The organism is Chryseobacterium suipulveris (assembly GCF_022811685.1).
GTDB lineage: Bacteria > Bacteroidota > Bacteroidia > Flavobacteriales > Weeksellaceae > Kaistella > Kaistella suipulveris.
Genome location: NZ_CP094532.1, coordinates 16376 through 35458, shown reverse-complemented (window position 1 = coordinate 35458; position 19083 = coordinate 16376). Strand labels below are relative to the sequence as shown.

Below are 19083 nucleotides of genomic sequence, written 5' to 3'. Positions count from 1 at the left end.
ATGGCTGATCACAACGATTTCGGAAAACTCGCAGAAGATTTGGCGGCAGATTTTTTAACAAAGATAGGTCACAAAATTTTGGTTAGAAATTTCAGATTTCAGCATCACGAAATTGATATTGTGACTGAATTTGAGGATTTGATCGTGGTTACAGAAGTAAAAGCAAGAAGTTACGATACGCTGATTGAGCCGCAGGAAGCAGTAAATAAGAGGAAAATAAAATCCATCGTGCAAACCGCAGATTTTTTTATGACCGAGAACAATGTTGATAAAGAAGTGCGCTTCGACATCATCACCGTGCTTCCCGACAAATCGGGAAAACTACAGATAATGCATATCGAGGACGCTTTTCAAACATTTGATGCGAATTGAAGTAAAATATTGAAATCGGAGTTGTTGAGAGTGATCTGGCCATAATGGAGTGAGACATGAAAAATCGATACAATAAAAAGAATGCCAAAAATTATAAACATATTATTTTTGATACTAGTCAGTTGTAATTGCCTCGCTCAAGAATCAAACAATAATTTCGCGAAGAAAGTGTTTTTGAATAATTATAAAACAGTTAAAACGTTTGTTAAATATGATCAAAAGACTGTTCCAACAAAAGAAATAAAATTCTTGATGAATACTACCGGAACTGAATCGTACTATTTCCCAGGAATTGATATTACTTACAGCCCTACCCTGGAAAACTTGAAAGAGTGGAAATCCTGGTATGAGATAAATAAGAGATGGGACTATCAGTTAAAAAAAAATTATTTGGAGTAACTACAAGTACAACGGAAAGGAAGATTATCTTCATCACACACTCTTTTCAAATATTTCACGCCAACTGAAATTAAAAGTTTAAAAATTTAAACATTAGTATTTCCCCGATTGTTACGTTTATAAATTGTTAAATTCCTACATTAAAATGAAAACAGCACTCATCACAGGATCCACTTCAGGAATCGGAAAAGCTACCGCGGAACTCCTTGCAAAACAGGGTTACAGACTTATTCTTTGCGGTAGAAGAACTGAAGTTTTAGAACAGCTCAAAACCGAACTTTCACAGCTCACCGAAACTTTTAGTTTAAGGTTTGACCAAAGAAATTTTAACGAGGTAGAAACCGCCATCCAATCCCTTCCCGAAAACTGGAAAAACATCGACGTACTCATTAATAATGCGGGAAACGCACACGGTTTAGACTGTCTCTGCGACGGAAGCATCGAAGATTGGGATGCAATGATGGACGGAAATGTGAAAGGACTGCTCTACGTTTCCAAAATGATAATTCCCGGAATGAGGGAAAGAAAAGCGGGACATATCGTCAATATTTCCTCGGTTGCAGCGAGACAGACTTATGCGAACGGCGTCGTTTATTGCGCCTCAAAAAAAGCGGTAGATGTTATTTCCGAAGGAATGCGCCTCGAACTCACCGAGTTTGGAATTAAAGTCACCAACATCCAACCTGGAGCGGTGGAAACCGATTTCTCAAAAATCAGATTTAAAGGCGACGAAGAGCGTGCAAAAACAGTTTACGCAGGTTACGACGCACTCAAAGCGGAAGACATCGCCGACGCAATTGCATACTGCGTGAATGCACCGAAACACGTGACGATTTCTGACCTCACCATTTATCCAAGCGCACAAAGCGAACCGAGAACGATCCATAGGTCAATGTAGCAATGTAGCAATGTAGCAATGTAGCAATGTAGCAATGTAGCAATGTAGCAATGTAGCAATGTAGCAATGTAGCAATGTAGCAATGTAGCAATGTAGCAATGTAGCAATGTAGCAATGTAGCAATGTAGCAATGTAGCAATGTAGCAATGTAGCAATGTAGCAATGTAGCAATGTAGCAATGTAGCAATGTAGCAATGTAGCAATGTAGCAATGTAGCAATTTGAAAAAAACCACAAAGTTAATAAGAGTGACGAAATACGATTGTTACATTTTTACATTGGTAAATTAATTGTTACATTGGTAAATTATTAAATTTGCACAATGAAAATCCTCCACCTCGAAACTTCCTCCAAAAACTGTTCGGTCGCAATTTCTGACGGAGATCAATTGTTGTGTCTTTGCGAAGAGGTTTCAGATAATTACAAACAGTCGGAATCGCTGCATACTTTTGTGCAGTGGGCGCTTGAAGGAGCAGAAATTTCTCTGCAGGATCTCGATGCGGTTTCGGTGGGAAAAGGTCCCGGTTCTTACACAGGTTTGCGAATTGGCGCCGCTTCGGCAAAGGGTTTTTGCTACGGATTGAAAATCCCTTTAATTGCTGTGAATTCGTTGGAAACGATGATTGCACCGTTTTTAGACAAAAGCTACGATTTGGTTATCCCAATGATCGACGCGAGAAGAAAGGAGGTCTATTGCGCAGCTTTCGACGGTAAATCGGGAAGAATGATCACTGAAACCGAAGCAAAAATCCTGGACGAAAGCTCTTTTCAGGAATTTGCGGATAAGAAAGTGATTTTTATCGGCGATGGTGCAAAAAAAGCGAAAGAAATCTTAAACCTGCCCAATGCAGATTATGACGAAACCATTTTCCCGTCTGCCAAATATTTAATTGAAAAATCGGTGGAAAAATTCAACAGAAAAGAGTTTGAAGATGTGGCTTATTTCGAACCTTTTTACCTGAAGGATTTTCACGGAGTAAAACAAAAAAGCGAAGGTTGATCTTCGCTTATTTTTTTCTTGTTTGTTGCTCCGGTGTTGCAGTTGGAGCAATAGAACTGGCAGATTCTTCAAGTTTTCTAATCCGTTCCTCTTCCATCTTAATATCGTCATCATTTGAAGGTCGTCCTGGTCCGCCGGAAACAGGTGTTGCCTGTGGAATTTCCTGTGGTTTTGGTACGTTGGAAATGGCATTTCCTTGTTCGTCTGTTTGCTCAATAGTCAAATCACTTTTCAGGTACTTCAACATTTCTTTGGCTTTGATTCCTTCAGGAGTTTTTGCATAGTTCAACGCGATCTGTTCCAGTTGCAAAATCATAATTTCCTTTCCTGCAGTTTTCCCGGTATTGAATGCGTTCAGCAAAGTAAATTTAGGAACCAGCGCATCTTTCGGATATTTTTGCAATGACGATTCGATCAGTTGTTTACTCTCTTCGTATTTTTCTTTCACATAAAGGTCAAATGCATCTGCATACGCTTTTTCAACTTCAGGAGCGGAGGTGTTGAAATTGTTGTTTTTCGGGTTTTTAACAAATTCCGCGTAGGAAGTATATGGATAATCCGTCAAGATTTTCTGTTTGGCTCGTTCTGCGGCGGGTGGATTTTTCTCGTAATTCATCACGAAAATCTGGTACAGCGCAGGAAGCTCAACTTCTTCCACGGGTTTATTGTCAACCAAATCATAAAGTGTTTTCGTTGCCAGTTTGATATCCGAGAAGTAGGCATCATACATTCTTCCTAAACCTAAACTTGCCGTGTCTCTCGCTTTTTTCAGGGCTAAAATATCTTCGGCTTTCGTAGGGATTTTCTCAATATAGAAACTTGGTTCAAGTCGTCTTGGATCGGGTGCGGAAGCAATTCCCATCGCTTCGTTTTTCAGGTCTTCAAGAGACGATCCTCTTGCAGAAGTACGCCAGTTGTCGCTTAAGGTTCGGTTTCCCCAAATTTGCTTAAAGGTCGATTCTCCTCTTGCAACCGTACTCGAATTGGCGAAATAGAAACCACCTTTATTTCCACCGCCAAAATCCTGGAAACCACCTGTATTTGACGCAAAGATCGAGTTTGCAGAATAATCGCCGGTGTCGAAACCTTTCTTTCTTTCAGCTCTTTGACGCTCCAGTTCTTCTTTTGCCTCTTTTGCTTTGATGCCGTCAATCAACTTTGTGAAATATGCTGTTTTCTCCTGATCCGACATTTTTGTCAACGCCAGAATACTGTCGTTTTTCTTTACCAAATAATAGTTTTTGGTGACCTGTTTGATGTTTTTCGACTGTTCCTCAAGCAGCACTTTCGATGGTTGGTAAGTCATCACCGCAAGTGCCGAATCGTAGTAAGCTCCCGCTGAAAGGTAATCGCTGTCATCGAAATACGCTTTCCCGATTTCGTAGTAATTGAGTCCGCGAATCTGTGGATCAGAAACTTTTTCTTTTAAAGATTTCGCGAAGAACTCTTTGGCTTCCTCCTTTTTATCGGCTTTGTTAGCCATTAAACCTTGTGCGTAATAGAACTCGTTTTTGCGGGAAGCGTAAGTTCCTTTCTTGCTGATTTTTTCCAGATACGCTCTTGCTCCTTCGTAATCGTCATTTTTTCCGTTAAAGGTTTTTGCGATTTCGATTTGGGATTTTACCTCGAATTCAAAGTCGTTTGCGTATTTGTATGCGGAAACGAAACTTTCTCTCGCTTCTTCATTTTTGCCCAAACTTGCCAGAATTTGTCCGCGGAGAAAAGCAATCCTGCTCCGTAATTTTCTGTTTTTGTTAATGGCGAAAGCATCTTCAAGCTCATCGACTGCAGCTTCTTTTTTCCCCGCGTGAAGCAGCATTTCCGAATAGTAAACCGTCAGAAGTTTCTGGTAATCTTTTTTGATTTTGTCGTTTTTCAGTTCTGCGAAAACTTCTCCAGCGCGGTGGTAATCCTCCATTTTGGAGTAGGCGAGTCCCTGATAAATCCTTGCCAAAGGAATCCGCTTGTCTTTCGGCATATTCGAGAAAATATAGTTCAAACCGTCAAGCGCTTCAAGAGGTTTTCCTTTATAAATCCTTGCCTGAGCTAAAAGAATATTGGCATCGAAAATGGCTTTGTTTTTTTCAACGCCGCTTTTCATCACCGAATATTTTTCGATGGTTTTCAAAGCTTTAGCTTCGGAGATTTCCAAAATTGTGGCACCTTTTTGTCCGCCTTGTCCAGTGAAATTTCCACCGGGAGGAGTCGTCGGTCTTCCAGGAACTCCGGGAGCGTCGTTTCCGAACATATTGCTTTGCTGGATTTCGGTTCCAAGCGGTTGTTCGTCGTAGGTAAGCAGCGGAATAAATGGTTCGTAGAAATTGTCCTTATGCGATTTGTCACGGTTTTTCAACTCGGTTTCCAAAGCGTCCTTGCTGTTGAAAAGCGTGTTGTAGTACGAGAAAAATCCTTTCATAAAGGTCGAATTATTCGCCTTCTTCCTCGATGAACAGGAGTTGAGGACGGTAATTGCCAAAAGGAAAAATATAGCTTTTTTCATTATTAATCAATAACTTTAAAACCTGTTTTTTATTGTAGAAAACAGGATTTAATTTTTGTAAAAATAATGATTTTTTAATTTTGATTACCGCTTATTCGAAATCTTTTAAAATCGAATAAAGCAAATGCGTCGGAAGTCCCATAATCGTGTAAAAGCTTCCCTCGATTTTCTTGATTTTCGCCATGCCCAACCATTCCTGGATTCCGTAGCTTCCGGCTTTATCAAACGGCTGGAAATTTTTGAGATAAAAATCAGATTCTGAATCGGTTATGGTGTCGAATTCAACATTGGCGACATCGGTTTTGGTTATGGTTTTTTCTAAAGATTTCAGGGTAATTCCAGTATAAACCTGATGAATTTTACCCGAAAGTTTATGGAGCATTTCTCGAGCTTCGTTTTCGTCTTTTGGTTTTCCCAACACTTCATTTTCCAAAACGACAACCGTATCGGCTGTGATTAAGAGCTCGCCTTTTTCAAGTTTTCTAAAAGCAGTCGATTTCAGTTCTGAGAGGTAACCCGCAATTTCTTCCACGGGCAGGTTTTGTGGATAGTGCTCGTCGCAGTCAACAGAAACGACTTCGAAACTGAAACCCAGGTTTTGCAGCAGTTCCTTTCTGCGCGGTGAGTTGGATGCTAAGAGAAGTTTCATTTTTGCTAAACGCTTTTCGTATGATCCAGAATCCATTTTCCCTGAACCTTCATCACCTGTTCGATCACATCGCGAACCGCTCCTTTTCCGCCCTGAATCGGAGAAATATAGTTGGAAATCTGCTTCACTTCGGGAACAGAATTTTCAGGACACGCCGAAATGCCCGAAACCAGCATCATCTCAATATCGGGCAAATCGTCTCCCATCGTGAGGATATCTTCGTTTTTCAAATCGTATTTCTTTTTGAATTCTTCGAACTTTTCCAGCTTGTCCGAAATTTTTGCGTAATAGTCGGTAATTCCCAGATAATTAATTCGGTTTCTCACCATCGGATCGTCGCCACCGGTGATGACGCAGATTTTGTAATTTTCTTTAATGGCTTTCACCACCGCGTAACCATCGAGAACGTTCATTACGCGACACATGCTTTTGTCGGGCATCAAGTAAACGCTACCGTCGGTGAAAACGCCGTCCACATCGAAAACGAACGCTTTTATTTCTTTCAGTCTTGATTTATAGCTCATACATTTTCTTTATCGATTCGTTGATGGTTTTGTAGATTTTCAGCTGCTCATCGTCGTTGATCAGCTTTTCGTGGATTTCCAGAATTCGGGTGTCGTTTCTCACGGCGGGTCCGGTTTGCGCCAGTTTTGGTTCAATGTTGTGGATTTTCTCCACCGTTTCCTCAATCAAAGGCAAAAAATAATGGAAGGGAATTTCCTGCGCGTCAGAAATTTCTTTAGCTCTCGAAAAAAGATGGTTCACGAAATTACAGGAAAAAACCGCGGTGAGGTGAATGTATTTTCTCTTCTCATAATTGGAAACCATTACATTTTCTGAAATTTTCTCGGCGAAGTTTTTCAGCAAGATTTCATCTTCCTGATTTTCTGCTTCCACAAAAAAAGGAATCTTTCCGTAATCCAATCTCTTGGTTTTGGAAAAAGTCTGTAACGGATAGAAGCTTGCCTTTCTGTAATTTCCTTCAAGAATTTCCTTCGGAAGAGAACCCGAAGTATGCGCGACGAGACAGTTTTTTTTAGTAATAAGTTTTGAAACTTCCCTGACGGAATCGTCGTTTACGCAGATCAGATAAAAATCCGCGTCCTGCAGTTCTGAAGTTGAAAACGGAATGCCGAGTTCTGAAGAAATGGCTTCAAGTGCTTTTTCGTTTCTCCCAAAAACTTGCGATATTTCTATTTTTTCCGCATCGAATGCCTTCGAAAGATGATACGCAACATTTCCGGAACCGATGATGACGATTTTCATTTAACAAAGATAAGAAAACAGCGAAATAACGACCGGCTAATTAATTCCCTGGAGCATTCCATGCGTTGCGATCACAAAAAGCACAATTCCTGCGGCGGTTGCTCTACAGAAAGTATTATGGTATCCACAGTAGAAAATTTCTTTTCAGAAACCGCACTTACTTGATTCTGGGGAGTTTCAAACTCCTGCTTCCTGTACACGTACGTGAAACTTTCGCCCTTGTCAGAAAGTTGGGTCACAGTTCTTTTCGTACCATAGTTAAAGATTAGACGATATTCCTGCTCGGATCGAAACTCGTCATTGGCAACACTTTTGTACGTGTAACACGAACTTAGTAACATTAAAAAAATAAGAAAAACTGCTTTTTTCATACCTAATGTTTATAGAAAAGCAGCAATTTTCTAACCACAGATCACGCGAATTTTAATTGAAATCAAATAAAGTGGTTTTGTTTTTAACTTTTAATTAAATTTACCATCCAAACAACGAGCATCTCAATGAAGATTAAGGAAGCTGAAATTATCGAGCTGATGTCGAGCGACAAAACCCGTGACAGGGGAGTGCGCCTGATGATGGATGCTTATCAGAGCAGATTGTATTGGCATATTCGGCGTTTGATTGTGGACCACGATTTGGCACAGGATGTTCTGCAGGACACGTTTATCAAGGCGTACCAGAACTTTCACCAGTTCAAGCAGGACAGCCAGTTATACACCTGGTTATACAGGATTGCGACGAACGAATCCCTACAACAGCTCAACAAACTGAAGCGAATGCAGAAAACCGAGGAAGATGCGGAGTACCACCTCCAGAATCTGGTCGCGGAAAATGTGGAATCCGATGCGGACGAGATCCAAACCTTGCTGCAGAAAGCGATTCACACATTGCCTGAAAAACAGAAACTGGTTTTTACGATGAGGTATTACGAAGACTTGCCGTATGAAGAAATTTCCAAAATTTTGGATATGTCGGTCGGAACCTTAAAAACGAATTACCATTACGCCAAACAAAAAGTGGAGGACTATATTAAACAGAATTATAATCAATAGGACTTCTCAAAATAATTAAGCTAAGATGAAGAATTTAGATATAGAAAAATTAGAGCGCAAAAACATCTACAAAACTCCAGATGGATTTTTTGAAAAGATGCAGCAGAAAGTCCTGCAGGAAGTGCAGCCAATTCCGCATATAGAAGCTAAAAAAGAAGGGCGGGTTGTGAAGATGAACTGGGTTTATGCGGCTGCTGCGGCGATCACGATGTTTTTCGGGATTACATTTTTTGTGAATCAGAACAAGACTAACAAAAACACTTTCATTGCAGACAGTGCAATCGTGAGCAACAACATCGACCTTGTAACAACCACTTTAACAGAAGATAAGCCATCAGAAGAAGCAGTTGCTTTGAAAACTTTGGAAGAAGATTTAACTTCTGTAACTCCGGTCAATCAAAAAGTAACAAAACCGATAACCTTTGCAGCGAGGACAGTTGAAAAACCTGCAACACAGAATATCACCACCGTTCAGAAAACAAACCCTGAAAACCAAGTGGATCAGATTCTGGCCAACTTCACCTCCGCCGAACTCGCGGATTTAGGAAAGAACGTAGAGCAGGACATTTACCTGGATTTGTACAACTAAGATAACAGAGTATGAAAAAGATTGCAGTAATTCTGATCGCGGTTTTTGCAGCCCAAAACACTTTCGCACAGGAACAGAAATACGACTGGAAAACAATGAAGCCCGATCAAAGAAAAGAAATCATCCAGAAAATGAGTCCGCAGGAAAGAATGTCGCTGCTGAAACAGTTCCGCCAAAATATGGTCGTTTCGGAGCTTGATGTTCCGCAGACGAGTCAGCCGGAATTCAAGTCGCTGTACGAGGAGTATCAGGAGAAGCAAAACGAGATAAAAAATAAATTCACGCCAAGCGAGGACTACGAAAATATGAGCGACGAGGAGGCAAAACGACAACTGAACCAAAGTTTCGAAGTCGGCCAGCAACTCCTCGACAACAGAAAAGCATACGCACAGAAATTCCTGAAAGTCATCAAACCGCAGCAAGTACTGCAGATGTACCAAACCGAAGGAAAGATGCGCAACAAAATTTTAGACAGAAAAGAAGACGGACCTCGACGTTCGCAGAGCAGGCGACCATAATAGTTTATTTTTTTAATGTTTGAGCGACCTCTACAGAACTTTTTGTGGAGGTCGTTCTTTTTTTGGGCGATCCCCTCTCCACCGCAAAACCTTATAGGTTTGACCAACCTATAAGGTTTCCTCCGCTCGGGTCGGGCTTTTTGTTCCAATCTTTTTTCCGCCATCGCACATTCCACCACCGAAAAAAAGGATTTCCACTTCAATCCCTATCGCGGCAACAGTTGTTCTTATCAAAATTTGCGACTAAAAGCACCTTCTCGTATTTCCTAAAAATCCATCAAAAAAGTTTAAATTTGCAAACTATCAAAAAACTGAATGAAAAACATACGAAACTTCTGCATCATCGCACATATCGACCACGGTAAATCAACTCTGGCGGATCGGCTCTTGGAATACACCAATACCGTGACACAGAGAGAGTTGCAGTCTCAAACTCTGGACGATATGGATCTGGAAAAGGAACGCGGAATCACCATAAAATCCCACGCCATTCAGATGGATTACGAACTGAACGGCGAAAAATATATCCTGAACCTGATCGACACACCGGGACACGTGGACTTTTCCTACGAAGTTTCCCGCTCCATCGCCGCTTGCGAAGGCGCACTCCTGATTGTGGACGCCGCGCAAAGCATTCAGGCACAAACGATCAGCAACCTTTACCTTGCTTTAGAAAACGATTTGGAAATTATTCCAATCCTAAATAAAATCGACCTACCTTCTGCAAATCCGGAAGAAGTAACCGACGAGATCGTCAATCTGCTCGGTTGCAAACCAGAGGACGTTCTACGCGTTTCAGGAAAAACCGGTGAAGGAGTTCACCACCTTTTGGAAGAAATCGTGAAGAGAATCCCGGCTCCTGCAGGTGATGAAGATGAGCCGCTTCAGGCATTGATTTTCGACTCGGTGTATAACCCGTTCCGTGGAATTGAAGCATATTTCAAAGTGGTAAACGGAAAAATCAGGAAAGGCCAGAAAGTAAAGTTTATGGCGACCGACAAAGTTTATGAAGCCGATGAAGTAGGGACTTTAAAACTTAAACAACAACCGAAATCCGAGATCAAAACTGGCGATGTTGGCTACATAATTTCAGGAATTAAAGACGCAAGAGAAGTAAAAGTGGGCGACACAATTACCGCTGTTGAAAATCCGGCAAAATCACCGATTGAAGGATTTGAAGAAGTGAAGCCGATGGTTTTTGCGGGAATCTATCCGATTGAATCTGAGGATTTTGAGGAACTACGGGTTTCCCTGGAGAAACTTCGTCTGAATGACGCGTCATTGGTTTTCGAACCGGAAAGTTCTGCCGCATTGGGATTTGGTTTCCGTTGCGGATTCCTCGGAATGCTCCACATGGAGATTGTGCAGGAACGTCTCGACCGCGAATTCGACATGAACGTGATTACCACTGTTCCCAACGTTTCTTACCATGGATATTCCAAAAAAGATCCCGAAACGCCGATTCTCATTAACAATCCTTCCGAAATGATGGATCCCACGACGATGGATCGGGTAGAGGAACCTTTCATCAAAGCGTCGATCATCACCAAATCTGATTTTGTGGGACCTGTGATGACTTTGTGTATCGAGAAACGTGGCGAAATTGTAAACCAAAGTTATCTGACTTCAGATCGGGTGGAACTGGTTTTCAATATGCCTTTATCCGAAGTTGTTTTTGATTTTTACGACCGTTTGAAATCAATTTCTAAAGGTTATGCCTCTTTCGATTATCACCCAATCGGATTCCGTGCCTCAAAACTGGTGAAGATGGACATCCTCATTAACGGTGATATGGTCGATGCGCTTTCGTCATTAATCCACGATAGCAACGCTTACTACATTGGTAAAAGGATGTGTGAAAAACTTCGCGAGCTGATTCCGAGACAGCAGTTCGACATTGCGGTTCAGGCAGCTTTAGGAACGAAGGTTATTGCAAGGGAAACCATTAAAGCGCTAAGAAAAGACGTTACCGCAAAATGTTACGGAGGTGATATTTCCCGTAAACGAAAACTCCTCGAAAAGCAGAAAGAAGGTAAGAAAAAAATGAAACAAATCGGTAGAGTAGAGGTTCCACAATCTGCATTTATGGCGGTGCTGAAGTTGAATGATTAGATATCAGATATCGCTTTTGTCAGATAATAAGTATTTTCCCGAAATTTTTCGGGATTTTCTTTTCAATACATTTTATTGAGATTATTTTAATATATTTGAATATCGGATTCACACCGAGCTGATTTTCAATGAGTATCAATCTTACTTTAAACTTCGAATCATGAAAAAAGTATTGCTATTAGGATCTTTTCTCATCTCTGGTATTATTTTCAGCCAAACTATGGGTGGTTTTGATGAAGGTTATGTGCAAGGATATTATTCAGTGACTAAAACCAAACCAACATCCATTCCGACAAATTTGAATTGGAGTGCAACCAATTTGAGTACGGACACCAAATTTTTAAGTTATGAAAGAAGGGGCGAAACGCTTACCAACCTCGACGAATTGCAAGTAAAAAAAGAATATTCTGCAGGCTATAAAAGGGGAGAAATGGACGGAAGAAATGCTTTAAGCCAATCCTCAGAAGGCACAAAGAAAGATGGTCAGAAAAAATAATTGTAAGAACGCGCTAAGAGGCGCGTTTATCTTTTATCGGTAATATTTCTCGAGAAAAACAAAGAATTCCTCCAATCTCATTATATTGTTCATTCCCAAATAGAACAGCAAAACCGAAACGCTCACCATTAGAAATGAAAGCATTTTCGGGGAATTTCTGTAGCCGTAAAAAAGCCAACCCATCATCAATGGAACGACGAAAATAAAATGGCCGCCGTAAATATAGGAAGTGTGGAGCCCGAATTTCAGGATGCAGTGAATCGCAATATCTACCAAAAACGAGATCATCAGAATCTGCACCAACTTATTCTTGAAATTTTTGAAATAACTCCAGAAAACCAATACCAGAACTGCTCCGACAAAAATGTACGGAAACGCGGAACTGTACACATCCATGAAAAGTGCTTTGTACTGGAACCCTTTTTTATTGTGATAGTCACGGATTACATAAGACGGAAATAGCATATTCCCACCGAAGAACCAAGAGTAAACCATATCCCAAAGCGGCGTCACTTTCGGCTTCGAAAACTTATCATACTGTTCCCCTGATTTTGACAGGAACCGCATAAAATTGAAATTCAGACGGTAAAGAAACAGCAGAACAAAAACGCCAACCGCAATAATTGTCCGCAATACCGCGCTCCCAAACTTCTTCCAGCTCTTGAAGAGACCGGTCTCAAAAAGAAGTGGAATGAAAACCTTTACGCCGTTCGTGACGGTCAAACCTGCAACGGAGACCGTCGCCAAAGTCAAAGCTGCACCCGAAATTTTCTCTTCTTTCTTGAGTTTAAGGGCGGCGTAATAATTAAACAAAACCAGAAACAGCAAAGTGTAGGTATAGGTTTCCGGGCTAAATGAAAGAAGAATTGTCGTGGTGAATAAAGCAAAAAAAGTGAGGATCAGCAACGAAACCGTTTTCGGAAGCTGGACGATATTTTTCAGGTATTTATAAATCTGAATTAAACTCAAACTTACCGCCAAATTACTGCACCACGCCAAAACCAAGCGGAATGTTTCATCTTTTTTACCACTTGAAATCAGCAAAGCCAACTCACGGATCCAGTCGAAAAAATAGTTTGCAAGCGGATGCCGCTCAAAACCACCACCTGTCATCACGATCGCGCGGTTATCGAAACTAAAATACGCATCCCATGGAATTCGATCGTCAAAGATAATTCTGTAATTCAGCGCGATATAGGTTCCCAAAATCCCGTAAACAGTGATGAATACGAGGAACAGCATTAATTCAAATAAAGTGGAAGGAAAAACGGTCTTTAAGAAATCCGTCGATTTTCGTTTGAAATTCAAGATGATAAATTTCGGCAAAAATAAGGATTTTAAGAACTGCAGGAAAGCATCGAACAACCGGTTTGACCATCATATTTCGAAGGTCGTTTCTGCGAAAATTCGGGAAACAGTTCTTCGTAAGGATTTTCGAGGGCAAGTAAAATTTTGTTTAAAAGATCTTTTTTCCCTTTGTTCAACTCCTCGATACATTCGAAAAGGAGGTAGTTTCTCAGGATGAATTTGGGATTGGTTCCACTCATTAATTTTCTGAATTCAGCTTTTGAAATCGTGTTTTTCTCCAATCGGGTAAGGTATTTTTTGATGATTTGCTCAAAGGAAACCCATTGATTATCATTTGGATCTGTGTAAAAAATATCACCGAAAAGAGTTTTTAAATCAGCATTATTTTCCAATTCTTCCAACCGGTTGAAAAACAAGGTGTGGTCGGCTTTCAAATCCCCCAGAACCTTTTGCATATCGGAAAAGAAAATTTCATCGCCCTCCAAAATTTCACTGAAGCCCAGTTTTTTCGCCCACATTTCGTCGTGCTTTTTCCAGAAATAATCGGGAAACTCGTTGAGGATTTCTTCCAATTTCTTTTCGTCTTTAATTAAAGGGTAAAGCGCATTTGCCAATTGCCAAAGATTCCATTGCGCAATTTTTCCCTGGTTTCCGAAAGCATATCTTCTTCCAGGCAAATCGGTGGTGTTTGGAGTGAAATTCAAGTCATATTCATCGACAAAAGAAAAAGGGCCATAATCGATCGTCAATCCCAAAACCGACATATTATCGGTGTTCATCACGCCGTGCACAAAACCGACACGGTACCATTCCACCATCAAATCAGCAGTTCTCCTGGAAATTTCCTTAAATAAGAGAAGGTATTTGTCTTCAGAATCTCCATCAATTTCAGGGAAGTAGTTTTTGATGGTAAAATCGGTAAGCTGTCTCAAAGTGTCAATTTCATTTTGCGCAGCCAACAATTCGAAATGCCCGAAACGAAGGAAACTTTCTGCCGTCCTCATCATTACTGCACCTTTTTCGTAAGCGGGATTTCCATCATACATAATGTCACGCACCACATATTCTCCGGTTAAGGAAAGCGACAACGCCCTCGTTGTGGGAATCCCGAGATGATAGATTGCTTCACTGATGAGGTATTCGCGAACCGAAGAACGCAAAACGGCTCTTCCATCGGCGTGTCGTGAATAGGGAGTTGCACCCGCTCCTTTCCACTGGATTTCGGTTTTCTTTCCATCGGTATTTTCAATTTCTCCTGCAAAAATTGCACGTCCGTCACCGAGTTGTCCTGCCCAATTTCCAAACTGGTGTCCCGCATAAGCAGTGGCGTAAGTTTTTATATTTTTCGGAATTGCTTCTGCATTAATGAATTTTAAATCTTCATCACTCTCGATTTTCCCCAAACCGATTTCCTCGGAAAGCTTTTCATTAAAGATGATTATTTCCGGATTTTGGAATCCGACAATCTCGGTTGTGGCAAACAAAACCTTTGGAGTTTGCCGCTGCATCGGATTTCCGGAAAAGTCTCCTGGAAAAGTGGTGAGGTATTGTTGGGTGATTTTGTGGAGATTCATTTTTCAAAGTTCGGAAAAAAAATATCCTTTCAGAAATTGAAAGGATACTTTGTTAAGTTTCGGTAATCGATGTTATTTATTAAAATCAATTTCGTCGCCGGTATTGATTTTTTCATTCACATTTTCCTCTTTTTTAGGAGCGGGTTTTGGTGCTGAATTGACTGTTGGTTCGACTGGTTTCGGATTTCTGATTTCGTCGATGGTTTGCAAACCGCCTTCGTCACCGTAACCACCAAGTCCCTGTAAATCGGAACAGTTTCCTGTCCAGTTAGAGGGTTTCACGAATTTATCTTCTTCAGAAATTCCAAGTTCTTTATCTGCCCAAACTTTTTTCATAAAAATCGCCCAAATTGGCAATGCCATTTTCGCCCCCTGTCCTTCACCGGTTCCCCAGAAGTGGGTCGCTCTGTCTTCCCAGCCAACCCAAACTCCGGTTGCGAGATTTGGCACGATTCCCATAAACCAACCGTCGGAATTGTTCTGAGTCGTACCAGTTTTTCCTGCGATTTCAACTGCGCTGGAAATCCCTCTTCTTCCTAATTCTCCTGAAGCGGTTCCAAATGCTGCAACGCCTTTCATCAGATCGATCATCGTGTAGGCATACAATTCATTCATCACCTCCTTCGTTACTGGTTTTACTTCCTTAATTACCCTTCCGTTGGCATCCTCAATACGCCAAATCATTTCGGGTTTCACGTAATTTCCGTAATTGGCGAAAGTGGAATAGGCACCCAACATTTCATAAATGGTGATGTCGCTCGAACCGAGCGCCACTGCATATTCATTTGGAATTTCTTCAGTTACTCCCAAATCTCTTGCAGTTTGGATTACGCTTTTCGGAGTAGTCATTTCGATCAATCTCACTGCAACCGGGTTTTTCGAGTGCGCCAAAGCGTCGCGCAATGTTAAGCTTCCTCCTGAACCTTCTACAGTCCAAGTTCCCTTTCTGTATGTCGCATTGGAAACGGTCGAACAAGGCGTCATTCCCAATTTCATGATTGCTGTTGCGTAAACAAATGGCTTAAAGGTAGAACCTACCTGTCTTTTCCCTTGTTTGATATGGTCGTACTGGAAGTGCTGCCAGTTGATTCCTCCCACCCAAGCTTTGATTTCACCAGTTCCCGGAACCATCGACATCAAACCGGCTTGTGCGATTTGTTTGTGATAACGGATGGAATCCCAAGGTGACATTTCAACTTCTTCCTCACCGTTCCATGTGAATCGGGAAGTTTTGATCGGAGTTTTGAAATCGAGCATAATAGAATCCTCAGAAACTCCTGCATTTTTCAGCTGTTTGTATCTTCCGGTTCTCTTCATGGCCTGAACCATCACGTCATTAATCTGTTTGTCATTCAAATAATAGAATGGTCTTTGTTTACGTCCGCGTTGTTCCGCATCAAATCTTTTTTGAAGATCCGTTAAGTGTTCTTTGATCGCCTCTTCTGCGTAAATCTGCATTTTTGAATCGAGGGTTACGTAGATTTTTAGGCCGTCTTTAAACAGGTTCAAAGTCTTGCCAGTTTTCTTTTCGTAATCTTTCAGGTAGTTGTCGATTTCTTTTCTCAGGTAAAATTTGTAGTAGGCGGAATAGCCGTCGTCAATGGTCTTGATAGGGTGAAAATCTACTGTTACCGGAGTATCGACAGCTTTCTGATAGGTTTGTTGATCAAGGTATCCGGTTTTCAGCATTTGATCCAAAACAACGTCTCTTCTGCGTTTTGCACGGTCGGGATTCCGCAGAGGGTTATTTGCAACGGGAGCTTCAAGCATTGCCACGAAAGTCGCGGCTTCCGGCAAAGTGAGCTGATTGGTTTTCTTGTTGAAATAGATTCGAGACGCCATTTCAATTCCGTTAGCATTATTTACAAAGTCAAACTTGTTGAAATAAAGCGTGATAATCTCTTCTTTGGTATATCGTTTTTCCAAACTTACCGCAACGACCCATTCTTTCAGTTTTTGGAAGGAGCGCTGTACTTTGTTTTGGGAAGCAGTGCCGGTGAAAAGAAGTTTTGCGAGCTGTTGAGTAATGGTTGATCCACCACCACGCTTTCCACCGAAAACCACGGCTCTCGCCACGGACTGTAAATCAATTCCGGAGTGCTCCTTGAAACGCTCGTCTTCTTTTGCCTGAAGCGCGTAAATCAGATAGGGAGGAAGTTCTTTGTAGGTAACCGGCTGTGTTTTTTCTTTTTCGAATTTTCCTAAAAGTACTCCGTCAGAAGAATAAATTTCGGATGCCACGTAAATATCCGGGTTTTCAAGCTCCTTTACATCGGGCATTGTTCCAAGAAATCCTTGCGATACCGCAAAAAACAATCCCGCAATTCCGATGATTGCAAGGATGAGCGCCAACCAAATAAATCTCACCCATTTTTTCCAGCCACGGTTTTTTACTTTCTTGGGCGGAAGCGGAAAGGTCTGCTTCGGTTTATTTTCCTGATTTTTAGTGTTTTCCATAAATGACGTTACGGTTTTGCCGTTTCTAATTTTACACCAATATCTTCAATCCCTTTCAAATCGTCGGTACGCATCGCCTGGATCAATCCGATGGAGTAGTCGCCGTTTTTCGGGAATTTGTAATTAAGTTTATACTGAAACAAACTCTCCTTCGTGTCTCCGAATCCTTTTCCCAGCCATTCCCCGTTGGGTTTTGCCATAATGTAATTCAGCGTGTCAACGGTCTTTTTCTTTGTTTGAAGATCCGAAAGATTCACGATCAATCGGATGTTGCTGTAGGGATAATCGCTATTGTTTCTTACAACAAATATAATGTTTTTTGGATGTTGGGAGTCCGTGATCTTAAAATCGAATTTTTGTTCCTCTTTTTTGTTCCAGCTGTTGTTAATGGTTTTCATATACACTGTTTCCGAAGCATTGCTGCAACTGAAAAGTAAGCTGATAACGAAAAACATTCCCAGAATCTTATGCATTGTCGTCACGTTTTGGCTGAAATTTTTTCTTTGTTTTTTTCGGCTGCTGATTTTGTGCATTTTTCGGTTTGTTCTGGTTTTCTGCATTAGGATTTCTCCTTTCCTGCTGGTTGTCCTGATTTCTTTGCTGTGGCTTTCTGTTTTCACCTTGTGGCTTTTGTGCAGGACGCTCGCTTTGGGATTTCTGTTTTGGCCGCTCGTTTCCTCCCGACTGTTGAGTCGGATTTTTTCTACGATTCTGGTTTTTGCCTTGATTTCGGTTTCTGCGGTCGAATCTTTCGATATTGCTTTCCTGGATAAGGTCCACCGATTTTGTTGGGATATCCTGAACTTTCAGATCTTCCAGCGGCGGAGCTTTTTCGCCTTTTTTGTTAAGGGCGATAAGTCGCTTAACTTCCTGTACGTCAAGGTCATGCCACGCCAAAGAATTGTCCACATAAGCGAACCACATTCTCTTTTTGAATACGTCGATTTTGATGCAGAAAGCCCTTCCTTTTTCAGTGTCTAAAGAAGTTGATGATGATGGGAAGTCGCTGAGTGCGTCCAGATAACTGTCGAGTTCGTAATTGAGGCAGCATTTCAGTTTTCCGCATTGTCCCGCCAATTTCTGCGGATTGATGCTTAGTTGCTGATAACGTGCAGCATTGGTGTTTACGGATCTGAAATCAGTGAGCCAGGTTGAACAGCACAGCTCTCTTCCACAGGAACCAATGCCTCCAACTTTCGCCGCTTCCTGCCGGAAACCGATCTGCTTCATGTCGATTTTGGTGCGGAACGCTGCAGCGTATTCTTTAATTAACTGTCTGAAATCCACGCGATTATCAGCGGTGTAATAGAAAGTTACCTTCTGTCCGTCTCCCTGGAATTCTACATCAGTAATTTTCATTTCAAGGTGCAGTGCGTAAGCAATTTTCCTTGCCTGAATTTTTACGGATTCTTCCTTGGCTCTCGACTGTTGCCAAACCTCGACATCTTTTTGGTTGGCGATTCGGTAAACTTTGAGAGGGTTTTCTTCAGAAGCTCTTTTCTTTTTCATCTGAATTTTAACCAGCTCTCCGGTGAGACTTACCACACCTATATCGTGACCCGGACTCGATTCTACTGTTACTACACTCCCAATATGGAGCGGCAAATTGTGCACGTTTTTATAAAAAAGTTTCCGATCGTTCTTGAACCTTACTTCCACAAAATCGAATTTCGATTGAGAAGGATTATTGATGTTCGAGAGCCAGTCGAAAACGCTTAATTTATAGCTATTTCCGCAGGTATCTACATTTTCACAGCCAATTGCGGATTTTGTTCCGCAAGAATGGGAAGAATCGCCGGATGTTTTGCATCCACAACTCATATTTATATAATAATTATCCGTGCAAATTTAGTATAAATTTTTTTGAGTAAATTAGTAGAGTCCGATTTTACAAAAA

General features: G+C 41.2%; 18 protein-coding genes. 8 read left to right on the top strand and 10 right to left on the bottom strand.

Features of this window, described 5'->3' with window-relative positions; all coding sequences use genetic code 11:
* The 3 genes from MTP09_RS00185 to tsaB all read left to right on the top strand — a co-directional run bounded on the left by MTP09_RS00185 (nucleotide 1) and on the right by tsaB (nucleotide 2668).
* Complete coding sequence (locus MTP09_RS00185) at nucleotides 1-372, top strand: YraN family protein (protein ID WP_243549498.1); 372 nt, start codon at nucleotides 1-3, stop codon at nucleotides 370-372.
* Nucleotides 373-916: 544 nt separating this feature from the next.
* Entirely contained in the window at nucleotides 917-1669 is a 753-nt protein-coding gene (locus MTP09_RS00180) for an SDR family NAD(P)-dependent oxidoreductase (RefSeq protein ID WP_243549491.1), read from the top strand.
* 321 nt (nucleotides 1670-1990) lie between these two features.
* Nucleotides 1991-2668, top strand: a complete 678-nt coding sequence (gene tsaB / locus MTP09_RS00175; RefSeq protein WP_243549489.1) for a tRNA (adenosine(37)-N6)-threonylcarbamoyltransferase complex dimerization subunit type 1 TsaB — start codon at nucleotides 1991-1993, stop codon at nucleotides 2666-2668.
* 7 nt (nucleotides 2669-2675) lie between these two features.
* Here the strand turns inward: tsaB and porW are convergent, their stop codons facing one another.
* The 5 genes from porW to MTP09_RS00150 form a co-directional block, all read right to left on the bottom strand.
* Entirely contained in the window at nucleotides 2676-5168 is a 2493-nt protein-coding gene (porW, locus tag MTP09_RS00170; RefSeq protein ID WP_243549487.1) for a type IX secretion system periplasmic lipoprotein PorW/SprE, read from the bottom strand.
* Nucleotides 5169-5259: 91 nt separating this feature from the next.
* Nucleotides 5260-5817 carry a Maf family protein gene (locus MTP09_RS00165; protein ID WP_243549486.1) on the bottom strand — a complete coding sequence of 186 codons (558 nt, stop codon included), beginning with the start codon at nucleotides 5815-5817 and terminating at the stop codon, nucleotides 5260-5262.
* 5 nt (nucleotides 5818-5822) lie between these two features.
* Complete coding sequence (locus MTP09_RS00160) at nucleotides 5823-6341, bottom strand: KdsC family phosphatase (protein ID WP_243549484.1); 519 nt, start codon at nucleotides 6339-6341, stop codon at nucleotides 5823-5825.
* A complete protein-coding gene (locus tag MTP09_RS00155) occupies nucleotides 6331-7083 on the bottom strand; it encodes a Rossmann-like and DUF2520 domain-containing protein (RefSeq protein WP_243549482.1) in 753 nt (250 codons plus the stop codon). Before MTP09_RS00155 ends, MTP09_RS00160 begins: the two co-directional genes overlap by 11 nt.
* A gap of 71 nt (nucleotides 7084-7154) precedes the next feature.
* Nucleotides 7155-7454, bottom strand: a complete 300-nt coding sequence (locus MTP09_RS00150) for a hypothetical protein (RefSeq protein WP_243549480.1) — start codon at nucleotides 7452-7454, stop codon at nucleotides 7155-7157.
* A gap of 126 nt (nucleotides 7455-7580) precedes the next feature.
* Here MTP09_RS00150 and MTP09_RS00145 point away from each other — a divergent pair, with 126 nt between their 5' ends.
* From MTP09_RS00145 to MTP09_RS00125, 5 genes are all read left to right on the top strand, one after another.
* Entirely contained in the window at nucleotides 7581-8132 is a 552-nt protein-coding gene (locus tag MTP09_RS00145) for an RNA polymerase sigma factor (RefSeq protein WP_243549479.1), read from the top strand.
* A gap of 25 nt (nucleotides 8133-8157) precedes the next feature.
* Nucleotides 8158-8721, top strand: coding sequence for a hypothetical protein (locus tag MTP09_RS00140; RefSeq protein ID WP_243549477.1), 564 nt, complete (start codon nucleotides 8158-8160; stop codon nucleotides 8719-8721).
* A gap of 11 nt (nucleotides 8722-8732) precedes the next feature.
* Complete coding sequence (locus MTP09_RS00135; RefSeq protein WP_243549475.1) at nucleotides 8733-9239, top strand: hypothetical protein; 507 nt, start codon at nucleotides 8733-8735, stop codon at nucleotides 9237-9239.
* A gap of 315 nt (nucleotides 9240-9554) precedes the next feature.
* Complete coding sequence (gene lepA, locus MTP09_RS00130; RefSeq protein WP_243549473.1) at nucleotides 9555-11351, top strand: translation elongation factor 4; 1797 nt, start codon at nucleotides 9555-9557, stop codon at nucleotides 11349-11351.
* 160 nt (nucleotides 11352-11511) lie between these two features.
* Nucleotides 11512-11847 (top strand): hypothetical protein, encoded by a 336-nt coding sequence (locus MTP09_RS00125; RefSeq protein WP_243549471.1) that lies wholly within the window; start codon nucleotides 11512-11514, stop codon nucleotides 11845-11847.
* Nucleotides 11848-11880: 33 nt separating this feature from the next.
* On the opposite strand, the gene MTP09_RS00120 is transcribed toward MTP09_RS00125, so the two are convergent.
* The 5 genes from MTP09_RS00120 to ricT all read right to left on the bottom strand — a co-directional run bounded on the left by MTP09_RS00120 (nucleotide 11881) and on the right by ricT (nucleotide 19007).
* The gene (locus MTP09_RS00120) at nucleotides 11881-13089 is read right to left on the bottom strand and encodes a DUF6080 domain-containing protein (protein WP_243549469.1); all 1209 of its coding nucleotides are present in this window, start codon (nucleotides 13087-13089) and stop codon (nucleotides 11881-11883) included.
* A 95-nt stretch (nucleotides 13090-13184) separates the two neighbouring features.
* Nucleotides 13185-14729 (bottom strand): protein adenylyltransferase SelO, encoded by a 1545-nt coding sequence (locus tag MTP09_RS00115; protein ID WP_243549467.1) that lies wholly within the window; start codon nucleotides 14727-14729, stop codon nucleotides 13185-13187.
* 72 nt (nucleotides 14730-14801) lie between these two features.
* Nucleotides 14802-17186 carry a penicillin-binding protein 1A gene (locus MTP09_RS00110; protein WP_243549465.1) on the bottom strand — a complete coding sequence of 795 codons (2385 nt, stop codon included), beginning with the start codon at nucleotides 17184-17186 and terminating at the stop codon, nucleotides 14802-14804.
* 8 nt (nucleotides 17187-17194) lie between these two features.
* Nucleotides 17195-17659, bottom strand: coding sequence for a gliding motility lipoprotein GldH (locus MTP09_RS00105; RefSeq protein WP_243549463.1), 465 nt, complete (start codon nucleotides 17657-17659; stop codon nucleotides 17195-17197).
* Nucleotides 17652-19007, bottom strand: coding sequence for a PSP1 domain-containing protein (gene ricT / locus MTP09_RS00100; RefSeq protein WP_243549461.1), 1356 nt, complete (start codon nucleotides 19005-19007; stop codon nucleotides 17652-17654). Before ricT ends, MTP09_RS00105 begins: the two co-directional genes overlap by 8 nt.
* Nucleotides 19008-19083 lie beyond the last annotated feature (76 nt).